22 protein-coding genes and 1 pseudogene are annotated in these 24,708 nt (G+C 42.6%); 3 read left to right on the top strand and 20 right to left on the bottom strand.

The genetic code is table 11. The features are described from left to right. Positions 1–34: 34 nt before the first annotated feature. Both CUU66_RS00775 and CUU66_RS00770 read right to left on the bottom strand, forming a co-directional pair. Positions 35–1,367: pseudogene (locus tag CUU66_RS00775) on the bottom strand (IS3 family transposase). A 185-nt stretch (positions 1,368–1,552) separates the two neighbouring features. Next, on the bottom strand, positions 1,553–1,921 hold the full coding sequence (locus CUU66_RS00770; protein WP_101639779.1) for a hypothetical protein: 369 nt from the start codon (positions 1,919–1,921) through the stop codon (positions 1,553–1,555). A 271-nt stretch (positions 1,922–2,192) separates the two neighbouring features. On the opposite strand from CUU66_RS00770, the gene CUU66_RS00765 reads away from it, so the two are divergent. Beyond that, complete coding sequence (locus CUU66_RS00765; protein ID WP_180955097.1) at positions 2,193–5,714, top strand: S8 family serine peptidase; 3,522 nt, start codon at positions 2,193–2,195, stop codon at positions 5,712–5,714. Between the two features lie 219 nt (positions 5,715–5,933). On the opposite strand, the gene fabZ is transcribed toward CUU66_RS00765, so the two are convergent. From fabZ to spoIIID, 7 genes are all read right to left on the bottom strand, one after another. Then, entirely contained in the window at positions 5,934–6,368 is a 435-nt protein-coding gene (fabZ, locus tag CUU66_RS00760; protein WP_101639777.1) for a 3-hydroxyacyl-ACP dehydratase FabZ, read from the bottom strand. Positions 6,369–6,556: 188 nt separating this feature from the next. Next, on the bottom strand, positions 6,557–7,120 hold the full coding sequence (locus tag CUU66_RS00755) for a hypothetical protein (protein WP_101639776.1): 564 nt from the start codon (positions 7,118–7,120) through the stop codon (positions 6,557–6,559). A gap of 176 nt (positions 7,121–7,296) precedes the next feature. Beyond that, positions 7,297–7,551, bottom strand: a complete 255-nt coding sequence (locus CUU66_RS00750; RefSeq protein ID WP_257967859.1) for a DNA-directed RNA polymerase subunit beta — start codon at positions 7,549–7,551, stop codon at positions 7,297–7,299. 122 nt (positions 7,552–7,673) lie between these two features. Further along, positions 7,674–8,513: a flagellar hook-basal body protein gene (locus CUU66_RS00745; RefSeq protein WP_101639774.1), complete on the bottom strand. Its 840-nt coding sequence runs from the start codon at positions 8,511–8,513 to the stop codon at positions 7,674–7,676. A 72-nt stretch (positions 8,514–8,585) separates the two neighbouring features. Beyond that, complete coding sequence (locus CUU66_RS00740) at positions 8,586–9,425, bottom strand: flagellar hook-basal body protein (protein ID WP_101639773.1); 840 nt, start codon at positions 9,423–9,425, stop codon at positions 8,586–8,588. Positions 9,426–9,631: 206 nt separating this feature from the next. Further along, the gene (locus tag CUU66_RS00735; RefSeq protein ID WP_101639772.1) at positions 9,632–10,636 is read right to left on the bottom strand and encodes a rod shape-determining protein; all 1,005 of its coding nucleotides are present in this window, start codon (positions 10,634–10,636) and stop codon (positions 9,632–9,634) included. Between the two features lie 264 nt (positions 10,637–10,900). Further along, positions 10,901–11,173, bottom strand: coding sequence for a sporulation transcriptional regulator SpoIIID (gene spoIIID / locus CUU66_RS00730; RefSeq protein ID WP_101639771.1), 273 nt, complete (start codon positions 11,171–11,173; stop codon positions 10,901–10,903). Positions 11,174–11,550: 377 nt separating this feature from the next. Between spoIIID and CUU66_RS00725 the strand changes: the two genes are divergently transcribed. Beyond that, entirely contained in the window at positions 11,551–11,856 is a 306-nt protein-coding gene (locus CUU66_RS00725; RefSeq protein WP_101639770.1) for a hypothetical protein, read from the top strand. Between the two features lie 77 nt (positions 11,857–11,933). Here the strand turns inward: CUU66_RS00725 and CUU66_RS00720 are convergent, their stop codons facing one another. After that, positions 11,934–12,815: a M23 family metallopeptidase gene (locus CUU66_RS00720; RefSeq protein ID WP_101639769.1), complete on the bottom strand. Its 882-nt coding sequence runs from the start codon at positions 12,813–12,815 to the stop codon at positions 11,934–11,936. Positions 12,816–13,046: 231 nt separating this feature from the next. Here CUU66_RS00720 and CUU66_RS00715 point away from each other — a divergent pair, with 231 nt between their 5' ends. After that, positions 13,047–13,430, top strand: coding sequence for a VanZ family protein (locus CUU66_RS00715; RefSeq protein ID WP_257967858.1), 384 nt, complete (start codon positions 13,047–13,049; stop codon positions 13,428–13,430). Positions 13,431–13,667: 237 nt separating this feature from the next. Here the strand turns inward: CUU66_RS00715 and spoIID are convergent, their stop codons facing one another. The 10 genes from spoIID to nuoI form a co-directional block, all read right to left on the bottom strand. Next, the gene (spoIID, locus tag CUU66_RS00710; RefSeq protein WP_101639768.1) at positions 13,668–14,696 is read right to left on the bottom strand and encodes a stage II sporulation protein D; all 1,029 of its coding nucleotides are present in this window, start codon (positions 14,694–14,696) and stop codon (positions 13,668–13,670) included. 216 nt (positions 14,697–14,912) lie between these two features. Continuing rightward, positions 14,913–16,211 (bottom strand): UDP-N-acetylglucosamine 1-carboxyvinyltransferase, encoded by a 1,299-nt coding sequence (murA, locus tag CUU66_RS00705; protein ID WP_101639767.1) that lies wholly within the window; start codon positions 16,209–16,211, stop codon positions 14,913–14,915. A gap of 32 nt (positions 16,212–16,243) precedes the next feature. Further along, positions 16,244–16,993, bottom strand: coding sequence for a YwmB family TATA-box binding protein (locus CUU66_RS00700; RefSeq protein WP_180955096.1), 750 nt, complete (start codon positions 16,991–16,993; stop codon positions 16,244–16,246). 134 nt (positions 16,994–17,127) lie between these two features. Then, the gene (locus CUU66_RS00695) at positions 17,128–17,364 is read right to left on the bottom strand and encodes a DUF1146 family protein (RefSeq protein ID WP_101639765.1); all 237 of its coding nucleotides are present in this window, start codon (positions 17,362–17,364) and stop codon (positions 17,128–17,130) included. 1,039 nt (positions 17,365–18,403) lie between these two features. Beyond that, positions 18,404–19,921: an NADH-quinone oxidoreductase subunit NuoN gene (gene nuoN, locus CUU66_RS00690; RefSeq protein WP_101639764.1), complete on the bottom strand. Its 1,518-nt coding sequence runs from the start codon at positions 19,919–19,921 to the stop codon at positions 18,404–18,406. After that, entirely contained in the window at positions 19,918–21,450 is a 1,533-nt protein-coding gene (locus tag CUU66_RS00685; protein ID WP_101639763.1) for an NADH-quinone oxidoreductase subunit M, read from the bottom strand. The genes nuoN and CUU66_RS00685 overlap by 4 nt, the downstream gene beginning before the upstream one ends. Further along, positions 21,447–23,315, bottom strand: a complete 1,869-nt coding sequence (gene nuoL, locus CUU66_RS00680) for an NADH-quinone oxidoreductase subunit L (protein ID WP_101639762.1) — start codon at positions 23,313–23,315, stop codon at positions 21,447–21,449. Before nuoL ends, CUU66_RS00685 begins: the two co-directional genes overlap by 4 nt. 75 nt (positions 23,316–23,390) lie before the next feature. Next, on the bottom strand, positions 23,391–23,705 hold the full coding sequence (nuoK, locus tag CUU66_RS00675; protein WP_101639761.1) for an NADH-quinone oxidoreductase subunit NuoK: 315 nt from the start codon (positions 23,703–23,705) through the stop codon (positions 23,391–23,393). Further along, positions 23,705–24,226, bottom strand: coding sequence for an NADH-quinone oxidoreductase subunit J (locus tag CUU66_RS00670; protein ID WP_101639760.1), 522 nt, complete (start codon positions 24,224–24,226; stop codon positions 23,705–23,707). Before CUU66_RS00670 ends, nuoK begins: the two co-directional genes overlap by 1 nt. Next, the gene (gene nuoI / locus CUU66_RS00665) at positions 24,223–24,642 is read right to left on the bottom strand and encodes an NADH-quinone oxidoreductase subunit NuoI (protein ID WP_101639759.1); all 420 of its coding nucleotides are present in this window, start codon (positions 24,640–24,642) and stop codon (positions 24,223–24,225) included. The genes CUU66_RS00670 and nuoI overlap by 4 nt, the downstream gene beginning before the upstream one ends. Positions 24,643–24,708: the final 66 nt, after the last annotated feature.

The following is a 24,708-nucleotide window of genomic DNA, read 5'->3' as shown; positions in this document are numbered from 1 at the left end:
GTAACCCCTAAAATGGACAGTTTAATAAAAGGGCCTATGCTGTTAATAGATGATCCCGGTATTGTACCGGGGTCATTTTATTTAATCCCCATTGATAACGATGATTATTATACTCCTCGATATATGAATCCACCATTTGTTTTAATTCACTTAAGGTAGCACATTCTTTAACATCTACCTCGTCCTTAAAATGACCAAAGAAAGATTCCATTGGAGCGTTATCCCAACAGTTTCCCTTGCGGGACATGGATTGAGTGATACCCAATTTCTTTACTTTCTCTTGAAAGAGGGGATGCGTGTAATGCATACCTTGGTCTGAATGAAGGATGACTTCCGGATGAAACTGATTCTGTACAGTTTCTTTAAGTCTTTCTAGCGTCTTAAAAACAATACTCATTTTTAAAGACGTGGATAAATAATGGGCCAGTATTTCGTTCGTGCTTCCATCCTTAATGCAGGATAAATAGGCTTTTTGACCGTTCTCGTAATAGAGGTACGTAATATCCGTTAATAATACTTTTCCAGGCTCTCCTTGATTAAATTCACGATTTAACAGGTTAGGGCATGTACGATGTTCTTGTGTAGCTTTCCCATTTTTTTATAAGGCTTTGATTTTCTAACCTTTGTAAATAGACGATATTTCTTCATTAACCTTCTAATTTTCTTGTGATTCATCTTAACAAAATAATCATTTTCTAAAATCATTTTGATTTGAAGAGCCCCGACTTTTTTCTTTTTTTGTTGGAAGATAAACTGAATGAGTTCAATATCCCTTTCATCCTCTAAATCTTTACACTGGCGGATGGGGGCTGCCTTCATCCAAGCATAATATCCACTTTTACTAACCCCTGCTAATTCACAAAAGTAATCCACTACATATTTTAATTGATACTGACGAATGGTACGTTCAATAAGCTGGAATTTTTCTGATGGTGTTAGTAACGTTTTTTCATCAACGCCTGCCTCTCTAGTTCCTCTAGCTTTTTTAATAAGTCATTCTCGGCTTCTAAAAACTTGATTCTTGCTTCAGCTTTTTTTAATTGTTGCTCAACGGATAATTCCTTAGAAAATGGTCGACCAGTGCTTGCCTTTCCTCTACGTTCAGTTTGAAGACCCAATTCACCCAGCTTTTCGTAGGTTTTTCTCCATCTCTGTAGACACTTTTTCGGCTGTGTTTTACCTATAAGATCTAAGTTGAATCCATTCTCAATAAAAATCTGAGAAGGGAATTTTCCGCTTTGATATTCCTTTACAGCCCTTACTTTGAATTCAGGCGAATAAGTAATAGCCTGTGATGAAGCACGCAAAATGTTTGGGTTCTTCTCTAGCTCTTTAATCTGATAATCCGAGTATAGCTGTTTACTCATAACGATATCCTCCGTCCACAATAATTCTTTTATTATAAACGGGTTTTCTTCCAGACGACATAGAAAAACCCGATTAAGGGGCACTTTTAATTTAGTGTCCATTAATCGGGTTATAGTTCAAGAAAAGAAGGTCTGTTTTTTTCATATAGATTCCCTAAATTGCTTTTAATCCCTGTACTGCTCACTTACCTGCTGTCAGGTACTTGGTCATTGTTTTTCTTCTCGTCGTTGAATTTTGTATCAAATGGATCATCATTGTCTTTGCCGTTATTATCTTTGTTATGGTTATTATCTGTCGGGTCCGCATCCCCCGGCACCTGGCCGTCATCATCGTTCCTGTCTTGGTCTCTGACATCATTTTTATTGAGATTTTCGGTATCGTTTAAATCCACATCTTCCCGATTATTATTATTCCGATCAAGGTCTCTGTCATTGACCACGCCATTATTATTATCCTCAGGCGGCGGGTTTCTGTCTCCATTATTGTTACATCCTGCTAAAAGAACAGCCGTAAGAACGGACACTCCCAGAACTGCCATTATTTTTTTGTACATACGTGTACCTCCTTTCGCCATTAATCTTCCCTTAGCGTTTCCGGTTCGATAAAAAAATATGAAGTAAAAAGCCCGTTGTGTAAAAAAATGCCGAAAGAAACATACAGGAATTTCCAGACGAATATAGAATTTAAATTACATGAAACTTTTTCCAAAAGGTTTCGTCTATTATGTGTGCTTTTATTTTTTAAAAAAAGAAAGGAGTCCATCTATTACATCTAGGACCCTACATAGACTTTATGTTTTCAAAATGAAAATTTGGGGGAAGATTATGAAAAAATTTGTTAAGAACATGGCTATCCTTGGTGTCTGCGCAGGACTATTGCTGCCTGGAACTGCCCATGCTAGCCTACAGTCGGACTTAAAACAAGTTAAGAATGTTCTTGCTGGAAAATACGATCCAAACACCCGTCAGTTCAAATCGATTACAGATTCCTATAGCATGGGCTCACAGAAAGAGAAAAAGCCGCAATTCAGTGAAGATACGATTGTCATTAAATATAAAACACCTATATCCCGTACACAGCATTCCCTGCTGGGTGCGACTGTTATCAGGCAGGACAGCTCACTTAAATATGTGGTGGTAAAGGTAAAAAATAAGGCGGCACAGGAGAAAGCTCTGAAGGCATATCTAAAAAATTCTTCAATCATATCCGCGCAGCCATCCGTTCTATTCCAAACATTTGGCACTCCAGATCCGAAAGCGTCCAAGCAGTACTTAAATTCTATGCTGCAAATCAGCAAGGCCCAATCCCTTGCAGGAAATCGGAAGGTTAAGGTAGCTGTTATTGATCAAGGTGTAGATATAAAGCATGCAGAGCTGAAAAATAAAGTTATCAGCAGTTTTAATATTTTAAACCCCGCTAATCCTGGTGTGCCGGAATTCCATGGTACGCATGTCTCGGGAATTATTGCAGGTGAGAAAAATAATGGAGTCGGCGGATACGGAGTTAACCCTAACGCGGATATCATTTCAATAGATGTATTCAATAGAAGCTGGGGGACTAACGACTATACGATCGCTCAAGGTATCGATAAGGCAATTGAACAGGGTGCCAAAGTGATTAATATGAGTCTCGGTAGTTATGCCCCTTCTCCAATTCTCGAGGAAACGGTTCAAAAAGCCATCAGCAAAGGAATTGTAATAGTAGCATCTGCAGGTAATGAATCATGGGACATGCCAAGCTACCCGGCTTCCTACGAAGGGGTAATCAGTGTCGGCTCCATAAACAGCAAGAAGAGCCTTTCTTCGTATTCAAACTTTGGACCATCTGTCGATATAGTTGCTCCAGGAGAAGATGTGTATTCTTCCATTTATGAACCAGAAAAATTATCAAGCTTCCGCAATATGAGCGGAACTTCCATGGCCTCACCTGTCGTGGCAGGCGTCGCTTCACTTATATTGGCAAAGAATCCTTCCCTTACTCCTGCAAGTGTTGAGTACATCCTAAAGAGAACCGCTTCGGATTTGGGTGCGAAGGGTTACGATACGAAGTTCGGAAGCGGCCTTGTGAATCCCGTTTCCGCCCTATCATATAATCTAAAAAATGTTCCGAAAGCCGTTACGAAGAAATGGACCGACAAAGAAATTATAAATGAGGCAGCCGCCGTTTCAGCCGCAAAGCCGCTGTCCATCACAAAGTCCTTCACACAGCCTTCCGAACAGCACTGGATTCAGTTTGAAGTAAAAGAAGGAGAGTATATTCAGACTGCCTTAAAATCAGCGGCACAGTATGACCATAAGCTGACACTGAAATTTTTCGGTACAAACCAGGCGCAGACTTCTGTGATCGATTCTGTACGTAATGGTAAAAGTGAGGCGAAGCTGATCAAGGCACCATTTACTGGAACCATGGCAATCGGTGTTAAAGACGTAAACGGCCAGTATGACACATCCAAGAAAAATCAATACACTCTACAGGTTACGAAAGCAGCCGAACTGCCTGAGGATGCCTCTACACTAACAAACATGACTGAAATTGGAGAAGTTCCATTCAGTAATGCTGAGAATACATTTATTGGATCTGACAAGATTGATAATGACTATTTCACCTTCAAAGCAGATGGTGAAAAGTTATTTAATCTTAAAGTGTCGGGAGTTGCCGGGGTAAACAGCTCGATTAATGTATATCGTGAAGATTCCCTGATCCCTCCTCAGGAGCCGGGAGAGCCGGTGATGACAGATGAGGAAAAATTAGAATTGCTGAAGAATATGCTCGATGGCGAAAAAGCGATGCCGGGCGAATTTTCAAGCAATCGCGGCGGCGCTGGTGATGGAGAATCGCTATACTTCAAAGGCGAAAAAGACGTTAAGTATATAGTGAAGGTATCTAATAAGCCTGAATTGACTGAGGAAAATTTCTTTTTCTTCTTTGGTCCGCTTTTTGAGAGCAATCTGAGTCCAGAATCATCCCTGACTCCTTATACTCTAAGCTTAACTTCATCCGAGTTCATACCTGACGAAGACGGCTTCCCATTTGAAGGCGGTGAAGAAGGCGAAGAAGGTGAAGAAGGCGGAGATGGAGATTTAAATGGCGACGGAATATATGATATGGAAGATGATATCTTGTATTTCGAACAAAGAGTCAATCAGTATAAAGAAATGTCACGTCCGTATACGCTTGGCCAGGGTGCTTCCGGCACGCTGCAGCACCGGGGTGATTCCGACATCTTCACCTTCCAGGCTGACAAATCCGGTATTTACAAGTTCAATACTCCTAAGGTGAACGGCCAGGCATTCTTAGTTGAAGTGCTGCGTTTAACAACTGAGAAGCTGGAGGATGGAAGAGAAATTCCATTCCTGAATTCCGTTGGAAACAATTTTAACTGGACCGGATGGGGCGCATTAAACAGCCAGATTACAACCGGACTTAAAAAGGGCGAAACCTATTTCATTCAGGTCAGCAGCAACCCGTTTGAGAATGATTTCTCTTACCAGAAATATAACATTACTTCATCATACATTTACGCGGATCAATCCGATAAGTATGAAGACAATGATCTTATGAAAAATCAGGCAAAAAATCTTCCGGCAAACGGAAAAGTGACAGGGAATTTTGCTATGCCCGGAGATATGGATGCGTTTTACTTCTCCCCTGCCAAGTCAGGCGTATACAGCGTTCTGGCAGAAAAGGGTACAGTAAGTTCTGCGCTGCAGGCCAAACTGCCAAAGGAATTGTTCAATAAAGTGTACAAAATACCGGTGATCATTGAAGACGTCAACCGCAACAGAAAGTATGACAAGGCGGACTATGAAAACTATTCTGTAATTGAAGCGGGTGCTGCCTCCGGAACTACTTACGGTTCATTCAATGCAGTAAAAGGCAAGAAATACTTTATTGTGCTCGACCACTATATTGATGGAGGCACACTGAGCCTTGAGCCATACAATTTAACTGTCGCAGCGGCCAAAACCGCTGATGAAGATGCAAAATCTGTTGTGAAGAATAACAAGCCTTCAAAACCAATTGCACTCAAAGCCGTCAATAGCAAAGAGTTTAAAGCGAGCGGCTACTTAAATGCCGGCGTTAAATTTGGTGATGAGGACTGGTATGTACTTACCCTTAAAAAGGACACATCTGTTAAGATCGACCTGACTGCAGGCATTGAGTCTGATATGTCACTGTCCCTTTACCAAAATGGCAAATTGCTGAATAAAGCCGATTACTACCCAGAAGGCGACAATGAATCGCTTGTCCGCACGCTGAAAAAAGGGACCTACCATATCAAAGTACGTGACTACTTTGGAAATTCTTCTGTTAAACCGTATGAGTTGAAAGTAACTCTTAAATAAGAAAAAGGGAAGAGGCACCAGCCGCTTCCCTTTTTCCTTTTATAAAGTAGTAAAAGCTGATCTGCGAGTGCAGACCAGCTCTTTTTTTGGGAGAATCTATGGCTTACCAGACCATATTTTTTCATGTTGAGTAAATGAATTTGCTATTAACCTACACTACTATAATATCACCAAAGTAGCATTTCTAAACAGTATTTCTGGAAAAATTTTTATAAAAATTTATTCTTGCTTTTCTCCCAATGCGAACGTAATTTCGGCTTCACAGGCCACTTCCCCATCAACGGTGGCAACAGCTTTGCCTTTGCCAACCGGACCGCGGAGACGTGTGATTTCGACCTCCAGGTGCAGCTGATCCCCCGGCTTCACCTGCTTTTTAAAACGGCAGCCATCGATCCCGGCAAAAAAGGCAAGCCGCCCGCGATTTTCCTCTTTAATCAGCATAGCCGTAGCACCCACCTGAGCAAGAGCCTCCACAATCAAAACACCAGGCATTACTGGATAATCCGGAAAATGGCCATTAAAAAACTCCTCATTCGCCGTCACATTCTTAATCCCAACCGCCCTTTTGCCTTCCTCCATCTCAATAATCTTATCTACCAAAAGGAATGGATATCGGTGCGGAATAATTTCTTTAATCTGCGTTACATCAAGCATAGTGAAACCTCCAACTGTTAGTGTTTTCTCTATAGTAACATGAAAGGAGGAGAAACTAAAAACTGGTTTTAGGACTTAGTACTAAATTGGGTGGAGGCTGGGCTTATCAGCCAGAAATGGTTAGACTGAAAAAATAAAAGAGCCTGCTAAAACAGCTCGTCACTTACACCCTTCTTGGATTTCACTTTTTATTCGCCAGTTCCGAAAAATTCAGTTACTCCCCAAATATCGGTTGTGTTTGAATAATCGTTTATGGCCATATCCAAATCGTGAAAGTAGCGGTGAAGATTCTGAATCATTTCCTGATTTCCTTTTTCATTTATTACCGCGTCAGCCATAGTACGAATATCTCGAAAATCCCGTTTTAAAGCTTCATTGCTGATTTTATCGCCATAGTGATTGAGATAGGTTTTAGCTTCTTTAGCTTTTTCCATTTGGAGTTTCCAATCAAGGGAATCGATGGCCCCGTATCCTGTAGTTTCATTGTAGAAGCTGTGGAAGTCCGAAACGAACTCACTTATATCTTCATATCCCTTTATGCCTTCTCCTTGTTTGCTCTCTTCAATTGCATCTAGAGCCTGTGCTTCTTTTTCCGCTAACGTTTTTGTTTGATTTGTATCATTCATTGCTTCCTTTGTATCTTTATCTTCTAAAAACAAATGGACGATCAGAATGATAGCGGCTAAGCTTCCTGCCACGAATATCCCGCTGAACGCATAACCTACGACGCTTAACCAAGTTTTCTTCTTCATATTACCGCCCTCTTTTTTATGTACACATTTCTCTATTATACAATAACGATTATTTTTGTAACGTAATAGTCGCATCCTATATTACAGGACAATTCGTCTTGGTGCTATTTTGAGGGCTCCAATTAATCCTAAACACCAAAACCCATAAAAAATAGAGAGGCTTTTTAACCTCTCCCTTACTTCACGCCTTTATTCACCAGGTCTCCGATATGGGTCCAGGTAGATTTTTTGAATACATCCCCAGGCTTTCCGCCACCCAGGAAACTGTAGCCCACGATGGCTCCTGAAATGATGGAAACCGCGATCAGCACCGTTATGATTATAAGTCGGAGCCATATCGGGATGAGCCGGACACGAATTTTTCTGCCCGCTTTGGGTTTTGTTTCTTTTTTCGATTTTTCTTTGCGATATTCTTCTCTAGAAACGCTCATTGGTTCCATCCTTCTGGTGCCTCTCCTTCTTATCCGGCTTTCCGGTCTATTATACCTGTCTGGAACGCTTTTGTTAATAAGGATTGCTATTCTCCTGGGAATCGCCGGCTCTTTAAAGCCGATCAGCGGATGCCGTTTACAAGGCCCGCCATCTGGTCAGCCATGGTAATGGTTCTAGCTTGGAATTGATAAGATCTTTGGACGTTCATGAGATCGGTCATTTCCTTGGATAGTTCGACATTGGAATTCTCAAGCACACCCTGCTGCATGGAGATGTTTCCTCTAAGTCCGGTATCTAATCTAGTAAACACGTCATCTTCTGTGACCTCAAGTGTATTTAGCCTCTCAGGCAGGGCGTATAGATTTGTACCCTTCTGTTCAAAAAACTGGGGTTTTTTTACAGAAATTATACCCAATTCAAAGGTTTGTACTCCTCCATTTTCAGTGGAAGCCCTCAGCTGGCCGTTCTCTGTAAAAGAGAGATTACTGATATCGCCATTAATTACAATAGGTCGGTCAGATTCATCCAGAACCGCCTGCCCATTGCCATTTACAAGCGCCATTGCAGTGCCGGACGCGTCAGCTGGAGATAAGTAAAAGGCACCATCACGTGTATACTGAATGGTATTTTGATCGCCTCGTATTTTAAAGAATTGATCACTCTTTTTCAGGGCTAGATCCAGGTTCCGATCCGTGGTTTTCAAGCTGCCCTGTGACAGCACCATCCGGGACTGGCTGATCTTAGCCCCGGTACCGATACGGATTCCAATCGGTGTAAGCCTGCCTTTTTCTTTATCATCCCGGCCCTGATTTTTGAATTCCTGGGCCAGCAGGTCATTAAAGTAGGTTTCTTTCCGTTTGAATCCTGTTGTATCTATATTGCTCATATTATTGCTTATGATATCCATCTTCTTCTGAAGCTGGCTTAATGTATTTGTTGCTGTCAGCATTGTTCTATTCAACTGCTTTTTCCCCCTCATGCCACAGGGCACGCTGCAAATTTTAGCCGAAAGCCATCATCAAAAAGTTCGTCTTTACCCGATCCGTCCAATTTCATTGACGGCTTTATCCATGCTTTTATCATACGCCTGCAGGATTTTCTGGTTTGCTTCAAAAGCTCGGTAGGCTGTCAGCATGTCGGTCATTGTCTTAGAAGCATCTACATTGGATTGCTCAATAAAGCCCTGCTGCAGCTTGAATGGGAGGTTCTCCATTTCGTATGCGCTCTGGATCTCCCGGCCGCCTTCCGCTCTGAACAGGCCATCGCCTTCTTTTACAAGGCCATTAGGATCTTCTGCATAAGCAATGCCGAGTCTTGCGACTGACAGGTTTCCCTCCTGAATCATACCGTCCTCGCCTACTGTAAAATTCTCGCTTTGCAGCTGAATGCGATTTCCGTTATCATCCAGGATATAATGGCCGCCCGGTGTCGTTAAAAAGCCGGCGGCATCGAGTGAGAAATTGCCGCTTCGCGTATATCTGATTTCACCGTCCGCATTCGAAATTGTAAACAAAGCCGTTCCCGGACGCCCTGTTTCTGGATTAATCACTGAGTTGATATCCTGAAGCGCTATATCCGTGCTTCTCTGGGTTTCAGTGACAGCTCCCTGGCCAAAGTCAGGCATGGATTCCTGCATATATACCCCTGTACTGAGGCTGCCAATATTTTTGCTGACTGGAAGGGTGAGTTTGTTTTCTACCGGTAGATTCAGGCTTTCCATCCGGTTTAAAAACATCTTAGGGAATGCCCTCATGGAGGATTGGTCCGCCTTGTATCCCGGCGTATTTGCATTGGATATATTATTTGTAAGCATCTCTGTCCTGCGCTGCTGGGAAAGCATGCCGGATGCAGCTGTATAAAAGCCTCTTAGCATATATTCACCTCATGTAGAGTGAGAATTTTTTATATAATCGTCCATAGACTAGATAAGTTTAATTATAAGTTAATTATCGGCTGCACATCATAAGAATTTTACTGTTTTTTCAGATGTTTTGGGTAAATGAGGATTTATTTTTTCAAATGGAGTTCATTGAAGAGGAATTCAGGTAAATAAAAAGGGCCATTATTTGGCCCTCATTCTTATACGACGAATCTTCGTTTTGGCAGTTTATCCATGTTATCGAGCATCATACCTGTACCAATTGCCACACAATCCATTGGATTTTCCGCGATCAATACGGGTACCTTTAATTCTTCCGCTAACAGCTGATCCATTCCATGAAGCAATGCTCCCCCGCCCGTTAAAATAACCCCGCGGTCAATGATATCTGCTGATAGTTCAGGCGGTGTGCGTTCAAGTACACTTTTCGCTGCCTGTAAGATTAAGGCGACAGATTCTTTCAAAGCACCGCTGATTTCTTCTGATCTTACCGTAATCGTCCTTGGCAGACCTGAAACCATATCCCGGCCGCGGATATCGATTTCTTCCTGACGCGATCCAGGGAACACTGTCGCTACTTTAAGTTTTATTTCTTCCGAAGTACGTTCACCGATCAATAGCTTGTACTTGCGTTTGATGAAGCTTAAGATTTCAGCGTCAAATTTATCCCCGGCCATTTTTATGGATGAAGAAGTTACAATATCGCCCATTGAGAGAACTGCAACATCGGTTGTTCCTCCGCCAATATCAACGACCATATTGCCGCTTGGCTGGAAAATATCCATGCCTGCACCAATGGCAGCAACCTTAGGTTCTTCTTCAAGGTATACCTTTTTACCGCCGCTTTTTTCTGCAGCTTCTTTAATGGCCTTCTGCTCTACACTTGTGATGTTAGTAGGGCAGCAAATTAAAATGCGGGGCTTAGATAAGAAACCTTTTACATTCAGTTTATTTATAAAATGCTTTAGCATAGATTCAGTGATGTCAAAATCAGCGATTACTCCATCTTTCAGCGGACGGATCGCCACAATATTTCCCGGTGTACGCCCTACCATTCTTCTTGCTTCTTCACCTACCGCAAGAACACGATTCGTGTTTTTATCTATGGCAACTACAGACGGTTCATTTAATACGATCCCTTTGCCCTTCACATGTATGAGTACATTGGCAGTCCCAAGATCGATACCTATATCTCTTGCGAACATTACGCTATAATCCTCCTTAATACTTACTCGGCTTCTATATATTTCAAGCACTGTCCTAATTTACTATTTTATCACAACGGCGACAAAAGAAGTAAAAAAGTATCGAATAAATGTGACATCCAGTAGAACATTCGGACCATACCTGTGGGGACTGTCCCCCATTTCCCAGGACCCAAATCCTAACAGTTACTTGGGTTTCTGCCAGGGACAGTCCTTATTTCCCAAAATAAAAATGCCGAGCGATGCCGGCACTTTTTCTTCTTGTTATTTGACTATTTCTTCTTCAAACTCTGGCTTTTTGTATTTCATTTTTGTTGCTTCTCCGCCTCTTAGATGACGGATGGATTTATGATAATCCAAGATATCCTTTACTTCGTTGGCCAGCTCCGGACTTATTTCCGGAAGTCTCTCTGTAAGATCTTTGTGGACAGTACTTTTGGATACACCAAACTCCTTCGCGATTACGCGAACCGTTTTTCTTGTCTCCACGATATACTTTCCTATCTTGATAGTTCTTTCTTTGATGTAATCGTGCACACCACTCGCCCTCCCTAAATTGAAGTGAGAAGTGTGAAATGAGTTATCGTCGCTATTTATATAAACTAGTGGTTTTCCTAAAAACAAGTAAATGTATCCTCAGCTAAATACACGGGTGTATCGGGCGGTTTCTCACCTCAGACACTCTCTGTTCATAAGTTTTGTAAGGTTTGTAACAGTTTATTAGCTTGGTTTAAGATATATGCACGAATTACGCAATAGGGACATGCCTAACCCAAAGTTTTTTTAAAAGTCTGATAATTACCCTTAGCTTATTTCCCCGGAAATTTGTCGAAAAATTTAGCGGGACAGCAACAAGGTTTTCCTTCTTCCATTAAAGAAAGATTAAAGAAAGTATATGTAAAAAGGATAATCTTATGAAGATTGCTGTTAGCATCGCATCTATTCCACTCGGTCTGTTTAATTTCTTTTCCCTGCTAAATCTCTTTACGGTTCTTATTATTAATTTGTTTATTAATCAGAAAACGCAAGAGGCTGATTCGGCCCGCACTGTTTGGGGAATGGTTATAGGTTTAGGAATTAACCCTATTCTTACAGTAGGGTTAACCGCCCTTTTAGTTTTTTTCATTTCAAACCGGAAACAGAATTCCGCCATACTGCTTGCCTTTGTGATCAATCTGGCAGCCGCCATTGCCTTTTATCTTCTTTATCGATCCGTTTAAAGGTAACGTACAAAAACCCGCCTGTATGGGCGGGTTTTCGTTCAGTTGTTTTATTCAAACGGGAAAGTTTGACGTTTTTAATTTGTTTTAGATTGTGAGTCAGTTGTATTTTCTTCTGATTTTTCTTCAGCAGGAGTGCCTTGGTCTTCAGTTTTTTTAGACTGGCTTTCTTCTGTTGTATCGCCTTCCGATACGTTTTCTTCTTTTGTACCTTCAGCGTCTGACTGGTCTTCTTCCGTAACCTTTTCTGACTCATCAGGAGCTACATTTGTTTCCTGAAGATCAGCAAGTGATTTCTCAAAAAAGCTCTTAGGATTTACTGCAACGTCATCTTTGCGAATTTCAAAGTGAACATGTGTACCTGCTTCTTCATCTAACAAGCTTTGTCCAGCCTTGGCAATAGCCTGTCCTTTAGAAACTTCGTCTCCAACCGCAACTTTTATATCCTGTACGGAGGAATAACGTGTCACAATTCCTTTACTGTGCTCAATTTCAACCACATTTCCAAGAACTGAGTCTTCATCAACTCTAGTGACTTTACCGCTTAATGAAGCAATTACGTTAAAATCCTTGCCATTTTTCATGGCAATATCCATACCTTTATTTTGTTGATACGTATTGTTGTAGAATACAAGGGCTGCTTCCTTTTCTTCCTCAGAAGCTTTCTCATCATAGAAGTCTTTTTTCACAACAGAATTGTCTTGATCTTTAACCGGCATGGAGAAATTCTCTAAGCTGCGGTTTGCTTCGACTGCAGGCTGTTTTTCATTTTTGCCAAGCTCGGCTGATTTTTTATCATCCGGATTAGCTGAATTGCTGCCTGCATTTTGATACCATAAAGCTGCTGATAAAACGATTGCTGCTACCAAGATGTAGATGGCTGGAAGTGCCCAACGCTTCTTTATAATACGTTGGATTTTTGAATTTTGAGAAGTCCGTTTCTTTTCTTCCTCTCTCATGTTTATCACCTCATCAGCCATTGTGAACAGAAATCAGAAAATATATACACTTTGTCCAAAAAAAATTTTTCCACTTAGTTTTTAACTAAATCAAATAGATTATGCATTATTTTTTTCTTTGGTAAAATAAGAGGAGGAATTGGAGCATTGCCATCGTCTGGATGGTGCAGTTCCGCTGGCTTTACTGTTCTTCCTGCACTGGAATATAGACAATAAGAAAAGAGGTACAAAGTGAATAAAACCGTTAAAACTGTGATTACCATTCTTCCTTTTCTATACATGGGGCTGATCTGGTTTATGTCCAGCAATCCGGATGACATGGTTGTCCAGTTAAACTCCTCTAAAGTGGATGCCTATTTTAAAGAATCCCTGCACTTGATTGAATTTGCGATCCTATACGTATTATTTGCCGCTGCACTGAAAGTACACGGCAGACTTACACCAGCCCTTAATATAGCCGCAGCAGCCGCTGCATGCCTGAATGGCGTGCTGGATGAGATCCACCAGTCCTTTGTGCCATCAAGAAGCTCCTCGCTCATAGATGTAGCCAAAGACATCATCGGGGTAACTGTCGCCTATTGGATCATAAGTAAACGCAAAAAGCCTGTGCGTTAAATTTAAGCGCACAGGCTTTTTTTGGGGAAATAAAGACTGGCCCCACACCCGATCTTACAGCCGCAAGGGAACTAACCTTCGGGAAATTGGGGACTGTCCCCCATCATTATTAACATAAAAAGCCTGGGCGCCTGATACATAAGCGCCGATGCTTCTTTGGGAAATAAAGACTAGCCCCACACCGATCCTTACAGCCGCAAGGGAACCTACCCCCGGGAAATTGGGGACAGTCCCCCATCATTTGTTAGCTGTTATTTTGGTGAGGTAGGGGGCCGCCGCTGTAATTTCGACTCCCTGGTAGTAGTGTTTGATGATGTTTTTGTAGGTATTGCCTTCTTTGGCCATTCCGTTGGCTCCGTATTGGCTCATTCCTACTCCGTGGCCGAAGCCTTTTGTGTAGATGATGACACTGTCTCCTTTGCGGATCCAGGAGAAGTCGGATGATTTTAGGTTTAGTTTTTCCCGGATCTGCTTGCCGGTCAGTTCCTTGCCGCCGATTTCGACCTTGGCGACCCTCTTTCCGGCTGTTTTGGCTGTGATGGTGCCGATGGCCGCTTTACTGCTGAGTTTGACTCCTAATTTATTTTCAAAGTCTTCTATCGACATGACCTGCTGGCTGTAGAATTTAGGGGAATCTTTGTCCCAGGGACTTTCTACGCTTTTTAAGTAAGGGATTTTATTGGGCCAATAATCCTCAGAGTTTTCGGTGTACCCATTGCTCGTTGAAAAAAAAGTGGCTTCAATGGGAGCTGAATCATATGTAAGAATCTGTCCCCTTGTCTCCTCGACGGCTGTTTTAATTCTTTTTATTTTCCAGCTGTAATCGGATCCCCAGATTCTTTTTAATTCCTTATCATTCTTATACACCTGATGCGATTCTGTATCGGTTACATTGGCTCCCTTGGGTGCATCCTTTACATTCTTAGAGATTAGCTGCTTCACGATATAGGTCCTTGCAGTCAGTGCCTGTGCTTTTAAGGCTTCTGGTTCGAAGTCTGCCGGCATTTCTGCTGAAACCACTCCCCGCACATAATCCTCAAGAGGAACATCCTCAATATGCTGTGCCGCCTCTCTGTATACAGATACCTCAAGTGCAGGTCCTTCATTCTTCTTCACTGTGTTCACCTTCTTGCTGTCCTCAAGGTTTTCTACCAATTTGCCGCTCGCTGATTCATTTGCAAAAGGAAGCACGAGTATGGCCGGGATCATGAGAATGACTACTGCTGTGACGATAATCAGAATTATCATAGGTTTAACTGCTTTCAACAATGGCGCCCCCTATACGATTGTGTGGCAGCGTTGCTTGCCTGATTTCACATGCTGCTTACTTATATGTATGGTGTCCTGCTAGCAATTATAACTTCAATTCCCTATATATTTACTAGACTCTCTTAAGGGCTAAATCTTCCCTAGTAATCAAAAAGCTGAACCCAAATAGGATTCAGCTCTTGATTATTATATAAAAAGTACAGAATTCAGTTATTACGCATTCTCTGCTGCAATAGATTCGTTTTCATGTACATCTTCATTCACACGTTCAATATCTGCACCCAGGCTTGCTAATTTTCCGTGGAAATCCACATAGCCGCGGTCTAAGTGCTTCAATTCAGTGACCCTTGTTACACCTTCTGCAACTAGTCCAGTCAGGATAAGCGAAGCAGCTGCACGAAGGTCTGTTGCCATAACCTCTGCCCCTTGAAGATTAGATGGGCCGTTTGTTATAACAGAACGTCCTTCAATCTTGATTTCCGCATTCATACGGCGGAATTCTTCAACATGCATAAAACGGTTTTCAAAGACCGTTTCTGTAATCATCCCTGTTCCTGTGGAACGAAGAAGCAATGCCATCATTTGTGACTGCATATCTGTAGGGAATCCTGGATGTGGCATCGTCTTGATATCAACCGCTTTTAATTGATCCGGACCAATTACTCGCAGTCCTTCTTCTTCTTCAATAATAGTAACGCCCATTTCTTCCATTTTAGCAATTAAAGAAGATAGATGTTCCGGCACTGCTCCCTTTACGAGCACATTTCCACCTGTAATAGCTGCAGCTGCCATGAATGTACCTGCTTCAATACGGTCAGGAATAATATAGTGTTCCGTACCGTAAAGCTTTTCAACGCCTTCAATTTTAATAGTAGCAGTTCCAGCACCACGTACTTTACCGCCCATTTTGTTAATGAAGTTCGCAAGGTCTACTATTTCTGGCTCTTTTGCTGCATTTTCAAGGATAGTTGTACCTTCAGCCAAAGCGGCAGCCATCATAATGTTTTCTGTAGCGCCAACACTAGGGAAATCCAGGTAGATTTTCGCTCCCTTTAATTTACCGTCTACTTCAGCCTCGATAAAACCATTTCCTACCTTCACTTTTGCGCCCATTGCTTCAAAGCCCTTTAAGTGCTGGTCTATCGGGCGTGAACCGATTGCACATCCTCCTGGAAGTGCAACGCGTGCACGGCTGTTTCTAGCGAGCAATGATCCCATGACCAATACGGATGCCCGCATCTTGCGTACATATTCAAATGGTGCTTCTTCCAATAACTCTCTTGATGCATCCACTGTAACTGTATTATTGTCAAACGCTACATCAGCGTTCAGCTTTCTCAATACTTCATTGATGGTATATACATCGGAGAGAGTCGGCACGTCTTTTAAGATACTTTTTCCATCACTTGCTAATAGTGTTGCAGCGATTACAGGTAAAACGGAATTTTTTGCTCCTTCAACTTTTACGGTTCCGCTAAGCCTTTTCCCGCCGCGGACGATGATTTTTTCCAAAAGTATTCCCCTCCGCGTCCAATTTCTCTATATTAATATTCAAATGTGATTATGGGTGTGCCAACTACAAAGGTAGTCTTACCGCCCAATCCTTCTTTTCTCATGGCAAGCTGCAGATTCATTTGGTCCTTCATTAAAAAGCTGTTAAACTCTGTCGAGTGCGCTGAGACAGATACGAAGTTTTCTTCTTTGATGCTCTCTATTTCATGCGCCAGAAACTCGTCTACCATCTCGTTTACATAAAATGATAAAACCTTCCCAATCTTATCATTGATTTCCCCTTTTATACAAGTGAAAATTGATGGATTTTCCCGAAAAATGTCATTTGTTCTCAAAAGAAAATCCCACTTTATATAGAGGAGGTTATCTTCAGTCCACTGAGTTCCCTTTGTCTCATATAGGATATACGTAGTGGGATTGGATTTTGTGAGGGTCATCATGATTTTTATGGTTTCCAGAGTCCCCGTCTGCTTATTTTTCCTGGTCCCGGCGGCTGTGAGAGAATTGTCGTTTTCTGCCTGTTTCCAATCAAATTCAGCATATTTCTTCTTGAAGTCATGTACTTTTTTATAGTATTGATCAGTAGTGTTTGTCTCTTCATCTATTCCTCTGGCAAATACCGACCATTCCTTAATCTCCATCTCATCATGCGACTGTAAAACTTTTACGATTCTTTCTAAATCAGTGCCATTTTTTGCTATAGTCGTAGTATTCCCACTAAATAGGTATATAAAACCAGCCAGGGCCGCGTATATCAATATATGAATATATTTTTTTGACATGGTACAACTCCTCCTCATTAGTAACAGTGTTACCGAAAGAGGATAAATCATACCGGGCGTTTGTCGCCATTTTATGACAGCGCCCTGCGGAGTGTGACTCTGTGACTTCATTCACAAAAATGCCACAACTTAAATCAGTTCATCAAATAAGGAAGCTGGTTGGACCAAAATAAGTAGTTTAACAGAAATCCAGCAACTGCTGAACCAATGGCAATAGTCAGGAGTATGTAAAGAACACGTGCCTGCAATACCCTGTTTGACCTAAGCATCTTGTCAAAGTTCAAAGCCTGCAGAGCCCACCATGTAAGTGCAAAACAAAAAAGATGTACTGTTATGCCCAATAGCGCCTGCTGTCCAATAGTAGAAACCATGTCCATGCTCCTTTACATTCAGATTACCATTTTTCCATTCTAACACAGGATAAGGGCATCTTCTTCATGAAGATTCTACTATTTTTCAAAAATGTTAAATATTTGTTACAAAAATTCCCATGAGTTCTAAAGTCCCCATTTTGGGACCCATTTAGTTAGACGAGGACAGTCCCCTTGAGGTTACAGAATTCGTTAAAATTTATTTAAATTTAATTGATTTTATTGTTAATAGGGGTTCAGAATGGGGGTACGGCAAAAACGGATTAGGAGGCTTGACGGGGGGATCCATTAGGCGAAAGCATTTTGGAGTGTATTTACAGTAGAAATTTTTCAGTTTGATGAAGTTTGAAAGGGATATTAATATATGATTGGGGCCGATGTAAATATCGGTTAACATGGAATCAGTCTAAAAAAGACCTGCCCAGAACGTAATACCTTCTAAAAATTCACTTTCAACCTCCTTTTTTAATGATTAGCTCACCTCTTTGATGGCTATCGTGCTTATAAAACGTGGAAATGTAGTAATTTTGAATATTTTAGTATTTTTATAGAGGCTAGTGGTGACCGGCTGGAAGTATATGCTTGAGTTTTTTAGATTTATGCTTCAGTTTCGGAGTTTTATGCTTAAGTTCTGAAGGGTTATGCTTATGTTTCGAAGTTTTATGCTTATGCGCGCCTGGCCTATGCTTATCTCAGGTCCTTTATGCTCATTGTAAGGTATTTATGCTTATCTTTCGGACTTTATGCTTATCGTAAGGCATTTAACTCTTATCTTGTGACCTCTTTCTTATCATAAGGCATTAAGCTTACCTTCTGTCCCTCCTAATCGTAAGGTATACTCGCTTATCCTCCTTTATACGGCATATACGTAGCATATACGCTTAAATGCAATGTAAGTCATATAGCTTATCTAGTGCCCTTCAAGTTTATCCGCCCATTTAGCCCCCGAGTATTTTTTATGAAAGAATGGATCAACCTCCCAAAAAAACATAAAAACAAGGACCACCACTCGGCCGGCCCTTGTTCATTTCACGTAATTTCACTTCAAAAAGTCATTAAAGCTCCCAAAGTTATGATGCAGGAAGTCCAGGGCTGTGTTTGGCGCTACTCCAAAGAGTATGGTCCCTGCGAGCGCTATGACGACGACTGTGCCGATGCCGGCTGGGACTTTTATTTTCTCGGTCGTTGCAGCCGGCCTGAAGAACATCTGTGTCATAATTCCAAAGTAGTAAAAATAGGATATGACCGTTCCGCCGATCATGATGGAAGCGAGGACAAAATGTCCTGGGTCTGTCATGAGAGCATTCATAAAGATGTTGAGCTTGCCGATGAATCCGGCTGTACCCGGTATTCCTGCAAGCGATAGTATGAAGACGGCAAAGCCCGCTGCCAGGAGCGGCGACCGCCGGTAAAGTCCTGCAAAGTCAGCGATATCTTCAGAGTTTGAAGCGTCCGTGATCAGCTGGATCACTGCGAATGCACCCAGATTCATCAGCAGATAAGCCATCAGATAGAACCAGACGGCATCAAAGGTGAAATATCCAAGTGCTGAAATCGCAACTAAGATATAACCGGCATGGGCAATGCTTGAATAGGCAAACATTCTTTTTATATTTCTCTGTCTCAAAGCAATAACGTTTCCGGCAATAATGGAAATTCCAGCTAGACAGGAGATATAGATGCTGTGGGTTTCCAGAAATGAGAATGTTTGTGATTCGTCTCCCGGCATGGTGAGAAAAAGGGTTAGTAAAATTCTAAGTAAGATGACAAAGCCAGCCGTTTTAGAAACCACACTCAGAAAGGCCGTTACGGGTGTCGGGGATCCCTGATACACATCCGGAGCCCACATATGGAAAGGCGCGGAGGCAAGCTTGAAGGAAAGTCCGACCAGGACCATGAAAAATGCCAGTCCGTACAGATACATGTATTGCCCGCTTGCAGCTTGTGCGGTCATGACATCCTTCATTTCCATTAAATTCGTGGTGCCGGTTAATCCATATAGATAACTCATCCCAAATAGGGTGATGGCTGTGGAAATGCCGCCATTTATTACATACTTTATTGCCGCTTCATTGGATCCTGCATGTTTCTTGCGCATTCCCGCGAGTATATAGGATGAAACGGATAACAGCTCCAGTCCGACGAACAGGGTAATCAGATCTCCGCTTGATGTCATGACCATGGCTCCAAGCAAGCCGGTAAGGAATAAGTAATAAAATTCCCCTCTATATTTCTTAAATCCTTCCCTCGGATCGTAGCTTTCAGCGAGTACGATCACGCAGGCTGCCCCGATTAATAGAATCAGCTTAAATGCTTTTCCGAACGAGTCCAGCCGGAAGGTATCGTGTAGAATGGAGGCCGTTTTACTGTCAAAGAGGCCTATCAGCGAAAGAACTGCTATCAATATTCCAACCAGTGCAATCCATGCAAGCGACCTTCTGTTATAACTTTTAGGCAGGAACAAATCGAGAAGTGACAGAAGGGCTGCTACTCCAAGGATAATGAATTCCGGGGCCATTTGACCCCATTGATAGGAAAGAAGTGTGTCTGCATTCATCCTGCCTGCCCCCTTATGCCTGTCATGATCAATTGAATCGTATCTTCCAGCGGATTACTTAAGATTGTTGGATAAACGCCTATAGTAACTATAAAAGCAAGCAATACAAGCACTGGCACCATCTCAAGAGCATTCAGGTCGGAAACAAGCCTGGTTCTTACAGATGCACCCTGCCTGCCAAATGTCATTCCCATGACAGCCCGGAGGAGATAGACAGCTGTGATTATAATTCCTAATGCACCTATGCCTGCCAGAAGCGGGTCTGTTTTAAACAGTCCGAGAAAAGCCATAAACTCACTGATAAAGCCTGACATACCTGGCAGTCCGAGGGATGCCATTGCTCCTGCTAACAGAAAGCCTGAGGTGAGCGGCATATTGTGTGAAAGGCCGCCAAGGTTAGGAAGGGCAGTAGTCTGAACTCTTTCGTGGATCACGCCAACCAGGAAGAACAACAGGGCTGCGATTAACCCGTGTGAAACAACCTGGAAAATAGCCCCCTGGATGCCGGATTCATTCAGCGCTCCAAGCCCGATCAACACAATCCCCATATGGGAAATCGATGAATAAGCAAGCACCATCTTGAACTCATTCTGTATGAACGCCAGAAACGCCCCGTACAGAAGATTAATCACACCCAGTACGGCTATGATGACCGATAAGTCCTTAAATTGTTCCGGAAAAATTCCCAGACCGAAACGGATCAACCCAAAAGCACCAATCTTTAAAAGCACTCCGGCATGCAGCATGACGATAGGCGGCGGTGCCTGGACGTGTACACGCAGCATCCAGGTATGCAGCGGGAAAATCGGCAGTTTCACACCAAAAGCAATCAGCAGCGCGATCAAGAGCCCGTATTTCATCCCCTCCGATATGGGAGCTACAAGCGACACTCCACCGACATTTATGATATAGCTTAAAGCCTCGATATTCGAAGTCCCTGCCCGGGCGAACAATACCATGATCACAATCAGCAGTACAGCTGAACCGAATCCGTTGTAAATTAAGAAGCTGTAAGCCGCCTTCTCTTTTTCGAAGTATCCCCATTTGCCGATAAGGAAAAAGGCCGGGATTAGGGTAATCTCAAAAAATATGAAAAATAACACCATATTCTGGGCCATAAAAACACCGAGCATTCCCGTTTCAAGAAGAAGGAACAGCATAAAATATCCCTTCCATTCTTTACTTATAGAAACAGAGGCGATTGCCGCCAGAGTCGAAAGTACGGCTGTTAAAAGAACCATCAGCAGCGCAAATCCGTCCAGCGCCAGTTCATAATCTACTGCAAATAATTTTGAATCCACATCCGCAAGATTACCGAATCTGATCCAGTCCAGTTTTATAGAAAAAGCGGATAAATCACTTCCTCCCAAGTAGGAGCTGTAAAGGAACAAAGACAGCGCCAGCGCAGGTACTGTTGCCAGAATGCCCGCCCATTTGACGGCCCGTTCATTGCTTCTAGATATCATGCATAACACCAGAATGCCCAGGAGCGGGGAGAATACTAAGATTGAAAGCAGTAAATCGTTCATTCAAAGATCCCCCCTGTGAGCGCAAATAGTATCAATAGGACAGCAAGCCCGAAGAATGCGATCGTTCCATACTGCTGAACCTGGCCGGTCTGCATTCGCGAACCCATTTTCCCAAGCTTTTGGACTGTACCCGTAACTAGGCTGACGAGCCCTTCAACAATGAATCTATCAATATAGCTGAAAAATACCCCAAGTATTCCAGTCAGTCTTACGATTGAAAGATTATAAAATTCATCTGCATAATACTTGTTGAAAAGAATATTGTGCAGCATGCTTCCCTGCCCGCCGAGCCAGTCTCTTGAAATGGTACGCTTGCTGTAAATCAAATAGGCAAGGATGATTCCCGCCAGTGAAACAATGGTAGCGGCAAGCATAATCCAGACTGGGCTGTCTCCATGGCCGTGCTCGAGATACGTATTCCCTTTCGTGAGCCAGTCTCCCAGGAAGGTTCCGAACCATGGGGTATTCACGTAACCGCTGACTATTGCAAGCACTCCCAAAACCAGCATCGGTATCGTCATCGAAGCGGGTGATTCATGCACATTCCCTGCTTCTTTTTTCGGTACACCTGCGAATACAAGGAAAAACAAGCGGAACATATAAAAAGCTGTAAAGAAAGCGGCGATCAGCGCCAATAAGAATAAGAAATAATTTCCATGATTCCAAGCCGACACCAGAATTTCATCCTTACTGAAGAATCCTGAAAAGAGAGGGACTCCTGATATCGCGAGTGTGCCAATCAAGAACAGCGGACCTGTAATGCGGAGCTTTTTCCAAAGTCCGCCCATTTCCTCAATGTTTTGTGTATGGACTGCATGTATCACACTTCCAGCTGCAAGGAAGAGGAGCGCTTTGAAAAAAGCGTGCGTCATTAAATGGAATACCCCAGCCACATATCCCGCCGTACCTAGCGCCAGCATCATATATCCCAGCTGGCTGACGGTTGAGTAAGCCAGTACCCTTTTAATATCCGTCTGGACCAGGCCGATGCTTGCTGCAAATATGGCCGTAAACGCCCCGGTTGCCGCTACTATAAGCATCGCGGTACTGCTTTCCGAGAATAATGGAAACATGGAGGCCACCAGGTATACCCCGGCTGCTACCATCGTCGCCGCATGAATCAACGCAGATACAGGCGTTGGCCCTTCCATTGCATCCGGAAGCCACGTGTGAAGCGGAAATTGTCCCGATTTTCCCATAGCTCCGATAAAAATGAGGATAGCTGTCAGGGTAATCATGCCTTCACTCAGGTTTCCTTCATGGGCCGCTTTAAAAATGGCATCATATTCAAAGCTTCCAGTTTCCCAGAACAGGAGAATCATGCCGATAAACAGGCCAACATCGCCAATCCTGGTCATGATGAACGCTTTTTTTGCTGCCTGTTTGGCTTCTTCTTTATAAAAGTAAAAGCCGATTAGCAAGAAGGATCCAAGGCCGACCAGCTCCCAGAATACATAAAGCTGTAAAAGGTTGGGTGAAATCACCAGCCCCAGCATAGCAAACGTGAATAAGCCCAGATATGCATAAAAGACCGAAAAACGCTTTTCTCCCTGCATATATCCTTTGGAATACATATGTACAAGAAAACTGACCAGCGACACAATCACAAGCATCAGCGCGTTCAGCTGGTTGACTTCAAAGCCCGCCCTAATTCTTACATCTCCTATCTTCAGCCACTCTGCTCCTGTTTTATAGGTTGGCGATGTAAATCGGTCCCCTAAAACAAGCAAAGAAAAAATCAAAGAAAACAGTGTAAAAGCAATTCCTATATATGCACTGGATTCCTTCAGCCTTTTTCCTAGCAGAAGCAGCAGCAGGAACGATATGAGCGGGAAAAGCGGTATAATCCATGCATTCTCCATCATGGCATAAAATCCCCTTTTCATTATGCGAAAGCGTTTAAGCTTTCTTAATGAATTGCAATCTTTATAGTTAGCAGCTTAATGTTTTAATTGGTCCATTTCGTCAACATTGACCGTTTTACGCCGGTTATAAAGTGACATTAAAATGGCGAGTCCAACGGCAGCTTCAACAGCTGCAACGGTTATCGTGAAGAGGGTAAAAATCTGGCCGGAAATAGAAGGGGCCGTCCCAAGCTTGCTGAAGGCTACCAGATTAATATTCACGGCATTCAGCATCAGCTCAATCGATATGAGTACGATCACAGCATTTCTTTTAGTTAACGCCCCATATAAACCTATGCAAAAAAGAATAAGTGCAAGAACTAAATAAGCCGAAAGAGGTACAGAGTTCATTATTCTTCTCCCTCCTTCTCTTCATCGTCCTTTTTAGCGAGGATAATCGCTCCGATTAGGGCAGCAAGCAAAAGCACCGATGTTAATTCGAAAGGAATGATGTGATCGGAATACAGAGCCATCCCAATCTGCCTTGTGTTATCTTCATGGAGCTTCGTTTCCTGCACGGGAATATCAAGATTATAAATCCCTGCATAAACCGCAAGTCCAAATCCCGCAATCCCGGCAAACAGCATCAATTTTCTCCAAAGACCCGCCGTTTTCTCATTAGAATCATTGTGTCTGGTCAGCATGATTCCAAAGAGCATGATGATCGTAATGGCACCGGAATAAATGAGGATCTGAACAGCCGCCAGGAATTCCGCTGAGAGCAGTACATAGAGCCCAGCCACACTGACAAAAGTGAAGACAAGGGCAATCACCATATGGACGACTTTTGTCAGGTTGATTAGTAAAATGCCGCCGATGATGGCAACGAGAGACAGCATGATAAACGCAATCATTTCTCCTGAGAGGCTCATGGTTTATTCACCGTCCGTTTATGTTCATCATTTTCATCCAGCCATTCGAGATTCTTGAACAACTGGTCACGGCTGTATTCCGCCAGCTCAAAATTATTCGTCATAATGATGGCTTCTGTCGGACATACCTCTGTACAAAGATCGCACAAAATGCAAATTTCAAAATTAATGTCATACGTATCTATGATTTTTCCTTTTTTTGAAGGATCAGGGTGCTTTTTGCCGGTCAGCTGAATACAGTCAGTCGGACAAATATTAGAGCATTGATTGCAGACAATGCATTTTTCTGGATAAAATTTTTGAATGCCCCGGAAACGGTCCGGCAGCGGCAGCGGCTCATTCGGATAATCATACGTTACTTTTTTACGGGTCAGGTTTTTCAGGGTATATGAAAAACCTTTGGCCAATCCTATCATAGAAATCACCCCTTCATTAGAAGCTGGGCCGGCACTGCTTGGCACGGCACGCCGGCCCTTTTATTC

It is taken from the genome of Peribacillus deserti, assembly GCF_002863585.1.
GTDB classification, from domain to species: domain Bacteria; phylum Bacillota; class Bacilli; order Bacillales; family DSM-1321; genus Paraperibacillus; species Paraperibacillus deserti_A.
The sequence above is the reverse complement of the archived record's forward strand: the minus strand, read 5'-3'. Positions and strand labels throughout refer to the sequence as shown.